Origin of the sequence: Streptomyces sp. NPDC096339 (assembly GCF_044762985.1) — a bacterium.
In the GTDB taxonomy this organism is placed as follows: Bacteria; Actinomycetota; Actinomycetes; order Streptomycetales; family Streptomycetaceae; genus Streptomyces.
On the sequence record NZ_JBIWFI010000043.1, the window covers coordinates 69,620 to 76,952 of the forward strand.

Below are 7,333 nucleotides of genomic sequence, written 5' to 3' on the forward strand. Positions count from 1 at the left end.
GCGGCAAGTCCCTCGGCAGGCCGGATCCCTCGGCAGGCCGGATCAGGTCGGATCAGGTCGGATCAGGTGGGCCTGCGGAACACCGGCAGGGCCCAGCGCGGCGGCGTCGGCACGGGCGGAGGGGGTGAAGGGGCCTTCGGTCCGTCCTCCGCCCGTTCCCCGGGGCCGGTGTCCGTGCGGCGCAGGGCTCCGGTGAATTCCAGGCAGGTGTCCCAGCGGTCCTCCGGCGACTTCGCGAGGGCCTTCGCCAGTACCTCGTCCACCGCGGCGGGCAGGCCCGGCCGGCTGGAGCTCAGCGGGGGCGGCGGATCGTACTGGTGGGCCCAGAGCAGGGCCATGTCGTCGTCGCGCCGGAAGGGCGGCGAACCGACGAGGGTCTCGTAGACGACGCAGCCGAGGCTGTAGACGTCGCAGCGGCCGTCCACGGGCTTCCCCCAGATCTGTTCCGGCGCCACGTAGTCCAGGGTCCCGACGAACTGCCCGGCCGTCGTGAACCCGGTCAGCGACAGCGACTTCTTCGTCAGGCCGAAGTCCGTGAGGTACACGTGCTCGGGGTGCTCGCTGTCCGTGCCCGCCGCGACGAGGATGTTGGCGGGCTTCACGTCCCGGTGGACCAGGCCGTGGTCGTGGGCCGCGTCCAGCGCCGAGGCGACCTGCCCGGCGATCCGGGCGGCGGTCCCCACCGGCAGCGGACCGGTCCGGTCGAGCATGGCCCGCAGGTCCTGCCCGACCACGAAGCGCATGGCGATGTACAGCAGCCCTTCCGTCTCCCCCGCCTCGAACACGGGCACGATGTGCGGGTGGTCGATGGCCGCGGCCACCTTCGACTCGTGGACGAACCTCTGCCGGAAGGTGTCGTCGTGCGCCAGCTGCGGGGCCAGCAGCTTGAGCGCCACCGTCCGGTCGAGCCGCAGGTCCCGGGCCCGGTAGACGACCGCCATGCCGCCGCGCCCGATCTCGCTCTCCACGAGGTATCCGGCGATCTGCTTCCCCCGCAGGTCGGAGGGGTGGCCGGGAGCCGGCCCCGCACCGGGCGACTCGCCCATCACTTGGTCCCGGGGTCTTTCACGATCTGGGTCGGGGCGTGCCCCACCGGTCCGGCGGGCGGTACGTCGGCGCCGTCGTCCAGTACGTCGAGTTGGACGCCCAGCGGGTCGGTCTCCGCGTCGGGTGAGGCGCCCGGTCCCGCGGCCACGGCGTAGGTGCTCAGGTGGGTGCCGTCCCCGTACAACCACCGTCCGGTCGCCTCGTCGTAGAGCCAGACCGCCTCCCCGTCGAGCACGATCCCGGCGCGCAGGCCCCGTACCGAGCGGCGGAAGGCCTCGGCGTCGATGCGTCCCGACGCGAGCTCCTCGACGGCCCGGCGGTAGCGCTCCACGGTCTGGGTACTGCGGGCGAGCTGGGGCCTGGGGTCCTCGCCCCGGGCCGGCTGCCGCCCGTCGGCCGTGGGCGGCGGTTGCGGTACGGCGATCAGGAGTCGGCCGTCCACCCAGGCGGACCAGCCGTTGGCGCAGAGCACCTCGCCCCAGTCCCCGCTGCGGGACAGCAGCTGCACGGGCAGGAAGGGGTCGAGGGGGACGGTGGGCCGGGTCGCGTCGGGGTACTCCCAGGCCGGCATCCCGTCCTGGGGGACGACGTGGGTCGGATTGAAGTCCGCGACGGCGTCGGGAAAGGTCATCGCTTCGGCTGCTTCCGCATGACGGCCGGCTCGTGCCGACGCAGCAGCCGGGACACCAGCAGTCCGAAGAGCACGGACAGGACCGGCAGCATGGCGATGCTCACCAGCCAGACGTTGGTCCTGTGGTCGAAGATCGGGTCCTGAGTGAGCTTGCCGGGGACGATCGCGCCGACATCGATGGTTCCGCCCATCGCGCCCATCGCCCACCGTGCCGGCGCGAACCAGGCCACCTGTTCGAGGACGGCGACGTCGTAGAGCTTCAGCAGGGTGCCGCAGAAGACGACCTGGACGATGGCGAGGAGGACCAGCAGCGGCATGGTGACCTCCTCCTTGCGCACCAGGGCGGAGATCAGCAGGCCGAGCATCATCGCGGTGAAGGACAGCAGGGCCACGGCCAGGGTGATCTCGATCAGGGGTGGCATGACGACGCCCCTGCCCTTCGGGGCGTTGAGGTTCACGCCGCCGAGGGCCACGACGGTCAGCACGACGGCCTGGGCGACGGTGATCGTGCCCAGCACCACCACCTTGGACATCAGGTATGCGGAGCGGGAGAGGCCGACGGCACGTTCGCGCTGGTAGATCACGCGTTCCTTGACGAGTTCGCGGACGGCGTTGGCGGCGCCGGTGAGCACGCCGCCGATGGTCAGGATGAGCAGGGCGTTGAGGGCCGTCTCCGCGGTGAGGGTGCTGCCGGCGAGCGCGCGGGCCATGGCCCCCATCATGAACGGCAGGGCGACCATGATCACGAGGAAGGTCCGGTCGGCGCTGAGCACGGCGGCGTACCTGCGGATCAGGGTGGACAGCTGCGAGCCCCAGCTCTGCGCCTTCGGCGGTGGCATGGGCGCGGCCCGGGCGGGCTCCGAGGCCTGGGCGGCGAGCCGGGGCCGGCCGCCCGTGACGTCGACGTAGCGGCCGTGTTCCGGTGAGGCTCGGTAGGCGCCCGCCCAGTCGCGGTCCTGCTGGGTCTCGAACGCCTCGAAGGCCTCCGGCCACTCGTCGAAGCCGAAGAAGGACAGCGCCTCCTGGGGCGGGCCGAAGTAGGCGACGCGGCCGCCCGGGGCGAGGAACAGCAGCCGGTCGCAGACGTCGAGGCTGAGCACGCTGTGGGTGACCACGATGACGGTGCGGCCGTCGTCGGCGAGGCCGCGCAGCATGTGCATCACCGAGCGGTCCATGCCGGGGTCGAGGCCGGAGGTGGGTTCGTCGAGGAACAGCAGGGAGGGCTTCGTCAGCAGTTCCAGGGCGACGGAGACGCGTTTGCGCTGGCCGCCGGAGAGGCTGTGGATCGGCTGGTCGGCCCGCTGGACGAGGCCGAGTTCGCGGATGACCTCGTCGACCCGGGCCTCGCGTTCGGCCTTGGCGGTGTCCTGCGGGAAGCGCAGTTCGGCGGCGTACACGAGGGCGCGGCGCACGGTGAGCTGGGCGTGCAGGATGTCGTCCTGGGGCACGAGGCCGATGCGGCTGCGCAGTTCCGCGTAGTCGCGGTAGAGGTCGCGGCCGTCGTACAGGACGCTGCCGCTGTCGGCGGGGCGCAGGCCCGTCAGCGCGCCGAGCAGGGTGGATTTGCCGGCGCCGCTGGGGCCGACGACGGCCAGCAGGCACTTGGCGCCCACGGGGAAGGAGACGCCGTCCATGAGGGTCTTGCGGCCCTGGTCGACGGTGACCTTGAGGTCCTCGACGTCGAGGGAGACCTCGCCCGTGTCGACGTACTCCTGGAGCTGGTCGCCGACGAGGCAGAAGGCGGAGTGGCCGATGCCGACGATGTCGCCCTCGGAGAGCCGGGCGGCCCCGTCGATGCGGGCTCCGTTGAGGTAGGTGCCGTTGTGGCTGCCGAGGTCGGCGATCTCGTACGTGCCGTCGGGGAGGGAGCGCAGTTCGGCGTGCCGGCGGGAGACGACGAGGTCGTCGATGACGAGGTCGCTGTCGGGGGCGCGGCCGATGCGCACGGCGGTGCTGGGGGCCAGCGGGCGCACCGTGGTCGGCTGCCGGAAGGTGCTGGTCATGCCGGGGTTGGAGACGCGGGACGGCCGGGCGGCGCCCGCGGCCGTGGGGGTCCGGCCGACGACGACGGCGCGGGGGCCGTCCTCGACGCTGCCGAAGCGGAGTTCGGTGCCGACGCCGACGCTCCACTCCTGGACGCGGTGGCCGTCGACCCACGTGCCGTTGGTGCTGCCCTCGTCCTCGATCGTCCAGTGGTCCCCCTCGGGGCGGAGGATCGCGTGGTGCCAGGAGACGCGGGCGTCGTCGAGGCAGATCTCGCAGAGGGGGTCTCGGCCTACGTGATAGCTCCGGCCCGGGCTCATCCGTGTGGAGCCCAGGTCGGTTTCCAGGACGAGCTCGGGTGCGGTCGGCACACCGGGGCGCTGGACCATGAGCAGATTTTCCCACGATCTGATCGACGCGGCAGCGGCGCGGCATCACCGCAGGTCAAAGGCCTCTTATGAGTAATGACAACGGTCCCCGTTGCAGCCTTTGCCCATCTCGTCCGGGTGCGGTTCACTTCGAGCGACGGACCCGAACACACGGGTGTGCGATGGAGACGGGGGACCCCATGTCTGGGCTCGACCAGGCTCACGACCACCGGCACGGGAGCGATCACGCTCACGACGAGGCCGGGCACGCGCACGACGGCACGGCGCGGCACGGCGGCGGCCACGGGCACGATCACGGGCACGGCCCCGGCGGTCACAGCCACGGCGTGTCCGCCGACGCCGACCGCCGCTGGCTGGCGATCGCACTCGGCCTGATCACCGCGTTCATGGCCGCCGAGGTGGTCATCGGCATCGTGGCCCAGTCGCTGGCCCTGATCTCCGACGCGGCCCACATGCTGACGGACGCCGTCTCGATCGTGCTCGCGCTCATCGCGATGCGGCTGGCGGCCCGGCCGGCCCGCGGCGGCTTCACGTACGGGCTCAAGCGCGCGGAGATACTCTCCGCGCAGGCCAACGGCCTGACCCTGCTCCTGCTGGGGGCCTGGCTGGCGTACGAGGCGGTGCGGCGGCTGATGGATCCGCCTCCCGTGGAGGGCGGCCTGGTCCTGGTGACCGCGCTCGCGGGCATCGTCGTCAATGTGGTGGCGGCCTGGTGCATCTCCCGGGCGAACCGTTCGTCCCTCGCCGTCGAGGGCGCGTTCCAGCACATCCTGAACGACCTGTTCGCCTTCATCGGGACCGCCGTGGCCGGTCTGATCGTGCTGACCACCGGCTTCCGGCAGGCCGACGCCATCGCCACCCTCGTGGTGGTGGTGCTGATGGTCAAGGCGGGCTACGGGCTGATCCGCGAGTCCGGCCGGATCCTGCTGGAGGCCGCACCGGCCCACGTGGACCCGGACGCGGTCGGCGACCGGCTCGTCGGCCGGCCGCCGGTCACCGAGGTGCACGACCTGCACATCTGGACCATCACCTCCGGCCAGGCGGCGCTCTCCGCGCACGTGCTCGTGGAACCGGGGGGTGACTGCCACGCGGTGCGGCGTGACCTGGAGGGGCTGCTGGCCAAGGAGTACGGGATCACGCACACCACCCTCCAGGTGGACCACGTGCAGGACTCGCTGCTCACGGTCAGACGCCCGGGCGAAGCGACCCCCGACGGGCCGGCCGACTCCCACTGCGCGGACGCGCACGGCCCGGTCCACCGTCAGGGCCCGCACGACCACTGAGTCCGTGTCCGGCGGGGCATACATGTCCGCATGAGCCACGGGAAACGCAGTGCCGGTCTGCTTCTCTTCCGGCGCACGGGCGGGGCGGCGGGACCCCCGTCCGATCACGGGATCGAGGTCCTGCTCGGCCACATGGGCGGCCCCCTGTGGTCCGGGCGGGACGTGGGCGGCTGGGCCATCCCCAAGGGCGAGTACGAACCGGACGAGACACCGCGCGACGCGGCCCGCCGGGAGTTCACCGAGGAGCTCGGGATGCCCCCTCCGGAGGGCGAGTACCTGCCGCTCGGCGACGTACGCCTCAGCAGCGGCAAGCTGGTGACCATCTGGGCGGTGGAGGCGGACCTCGACCCCGCGCTGATGGTGCCGGGCACGTTCTCCCTGGAGTGGCCGCCGCACTCCGGAACCGTACGCCGGTTCCCCGAGCTGGACCGGGTGGCCTGGTTCGATCCAGCGGCGGCGCAGTCGAAATTGATCCCCGGTCAGGTTCCGTTTCTGGATCGACTGTTGACCCTGTTGGAGGATTGATCGGACATTGACCCGACCTTTACTTGCCATCAAACCCCACCTGCATGGACATTGCACATATGACGAACGTCGTGCTGGTGGGAACCCTGGACACCAAGGGTGTGGAGTACGGCTGGCTGCGCGAGAGGCTGCTGCGCGCCGGCGTCGAGGTGGTACTGGTCGATACGGGAATCATGGGCGAACCCCGCGTGCCCGCGGACGTGCCCAGAGAAGCGGTGGCCCGGGCAGCGGGGGCCGAACTGTCCGAGCTGCGCACGGCCGCCGACCGGGGCGACGCCGTCACCACGATGGCCCGGGGCGCGGAGGCGACCCTGTTACGCCTGCACGCCGAGGGCCGGCTGCACGCGGTGCTCGCGATCGGCGGCAGCGGCGGCACTTCCATCGCCACCCGGGCGATGCGCGCGCTGCCGCTCGGCGTACCGAAACTGATGGTCTCGTCCATGGCGTCCGGGGACGTGTCCCCGTACGTCGGCTCCTCGGACATCACGATGATGTACAGCGTGGTGGACATCGCGGGGATCAACAGCATCTCCGCCCCGGTCCTCGCCAACGCGGCGGAGGCCGCCGCCGGGATGGCCAAGGGCTTCGCCAGGGCCTCCCTCGACCTGCGCCGCCCGGAGCGGCTGGGAACGGGCTCGCGGCCGCTGGTCGCGGCGAGCATGGCGGGCGTGACGACGCCCGGCGTGGACGCGGCCCGGGAGCGGCTGACGGAACTCGGCTACGAGGTACTGGTCTTCCACGTCAGCGGCACGGGCGGCCGCACCCTGGAGACCCTGGCCGGCCAGGGCGTCTTCGCGGGCGTCCTCGACCTGACCCTCAGCGAGCTCGCCGACGACCTGTGCGGGGGCATCCTCACGGCGGGTCCCGACCGGCTGAGCGCGGCCGGGCGGGCCGGGATTCCGCAGGTGGTGAGCCTGGGGGCACTGGACATGGTCAAGTTCGGGCCGGTGGAGACCCTGCCCGAACGCGTCCGGTACCGCAGGGTCCGTGTGCACAACCCGTCCATCACCGTCATCCGTACGACCGAGGCCGAATGCGCGGAGCTCGGCCGCCGGGTCGCCGCGAAGCTCCGTACGGCCACCGGCCCCACGGAGGTGTGCGTCCCCCTCCGCGGACTGTCCACGCTCGGCGCACCGGGCGGGCCCTACCACGACCCGGCCGCGGACCGGGCCCTGTTCTCGGCGCTGCGCGACGGCTTGCGGGGCAGCGCCGCCCGGCTCCACGACTACGACACTCACATCAACGACCCGGCCTTCGGGCGCGCCGCGGCGGACCGTCTGCACGACATGATCGGCGCAGTGTCGGCCGCTGCTTGAGACGACCCGCCCGGTTGGGAACCGGCCGTGGCGGAAAAGTGTCCTGGGGGGTGGGGGGGGGGGGGGGGGGCGCCCCCGCCCCCCCCCCCCCCCCCCGGGGGCCGGGGGGGGGGCCCCCCCCCCCGGGGCCCGCGCCACCGCGCCGCGGCGGGCGGGGGC

At 72.5% G+C, this 7,333-nt stretch carries 6 protein-coding genes; 3 read left to right on the plus strand and 3 right to left on the minus strand.

Annotated elements, in window-relative coordinates:
• Positions 1–62: 62 nt before the first annotated feature.
• Genes ACIQ5Y_RS35205 through ACIQ5Y_RS35215 form a run of 3 tightly spaced genes read right to left on the minus strand, consistent with a single transcriptional unit; the run spans position 63 to position 4,050 of the window.
• Positions 63–1,046, minus strand: a complete 984-nt coding sequence (locus ACIQ5Y_RS35205) for a serine/threonine-protein kinase (protein ID WP_403890031.1) — start codon at positions 1,044–1,046, stop codon at positions 63–65.
• Positions 1,046–1,678: a hypothetical protein gene (locus tag ACIQ5Y_RS35210; RefSeq protein ID WP_403890034.1), complete on the minus strand. Its 633-nt coding sequence runs from the start codon at positions 1,676–1,678 to the stop codon at positions 1,046–1,048. Before ACIQ5Y_RS35210 ends, ACIQ5Y_RS35205 begins: the two co-directional genes overlap by 1 nt.
• Positions 1,675–4,050 (minus strand): FHA domain-containing protein, encoded by a 2,376-nt coding sequence (locus tag ACIQ5Y_RS35215; protein WP_403890037.1) that lies wholly within the window; start codon positions 4,048–4,050, stop codon positions 1,675–1,677. The genes ACIQ5Y_RS35210 and ACIQ5Y_RS35215 overlap by 4 nt, the downstream gene beginning before the upstream one ends.
• 179 nt (positions 4,051–4,229) lie before the next feature.
• On the opposite strand from ACIQ5Y_RS35215, the gene ACIQ5Y_RS35220 reads away from it, so the two are divergent.
• Genes ACIQ5Y_RS35220 through ACIQ5Y_RS35230 form a run of 3 tightly spaced genes read left to right on the plus strand, consistent with a single transcriptional unit; the run spans position 4,230 to position 7,174 of the window.
• Entirely contained in the window at positions 4,230–5,333 is a 1,104-nt protein-coding gene (locus ACIQ5Y_RS35220; protein WP_403890040.1) for a cation diffusion facilitator family transporter, read from the plus strand.
• A 30-nt stretch (positions 5,334–5,363) separates the two neighbouring features.
• Positions 5,364–5,858: an NUDIX domain-containing protein gene (locus ACIQ5Y_RS35225; RefSeq protein ID WP_403890043.1), complete on the plus strand. Its 495-nt coding sequence runs from the start codon at positions 5,364–5,366 to the stop codon at positions 5,856–5,858.
• Positions 5,859–5,917: 59 nt separating this feature from the next.
• Complete coding sequence (locus tag ACIQ5Y_RS35230) at positions 5,918–7,174, plus strand: Tm-1-like ATP-binding domain-containing protein (protein ID WP_403890045.1); 1,257 nt, start codon at positions 5,918–5,920, stop codon at positions 7,172–7,174.
• Positions 7,175–7,333 lie beyond the last annotated feature (159 nt).

Coding starts and splice junctions, on each gene's coding strand:
- ACIQ5Y_RS35205 (WP_403890031.1), bottom strand. CDS start 1,046: ATGGGCGAGTCGCCCGGTGCGGGGCCGGCTCCCGGCCACCCCTCCGAC.
- ACIQ5Y_RS35210 (WP_403890034.1), bottom strand. CDS start 1,678: ATGACCTTTCCCGACGCCGTCGCGGACTTCAATCCGACCCACGTCGTC.
- ACIQ5Y_RS35215 (WP_403890037.1), bottom strand. CDS start 4,050: ATGGTCCAGCGCCCCGGTGTGCCGACCGCACCCGAGCTCGTCCTGGAA.
- ACIQ5Y_RS35220 (WP_403890040.1), top strand. CDS start 4,230: ATGTCTGGGCTCGACCAGGCTCACGACCACCGGCACGGGAGCGATCAC.
- ACIQ5Y_RS35225 (WP_403890043.1), top strand. CDS start 5,364: ATGAGCCACGGGAAACGCAGTGCCGGTCTGCTTCTCTTCCGGCGCACG.
- ACIQ5Y_RS35230 (WP_403890045.1), top strand. CDS start 5,918: ATGACGAACGTCGTGCTGGTGGGAACCCTGGACACCAAGGGTGTGGAG.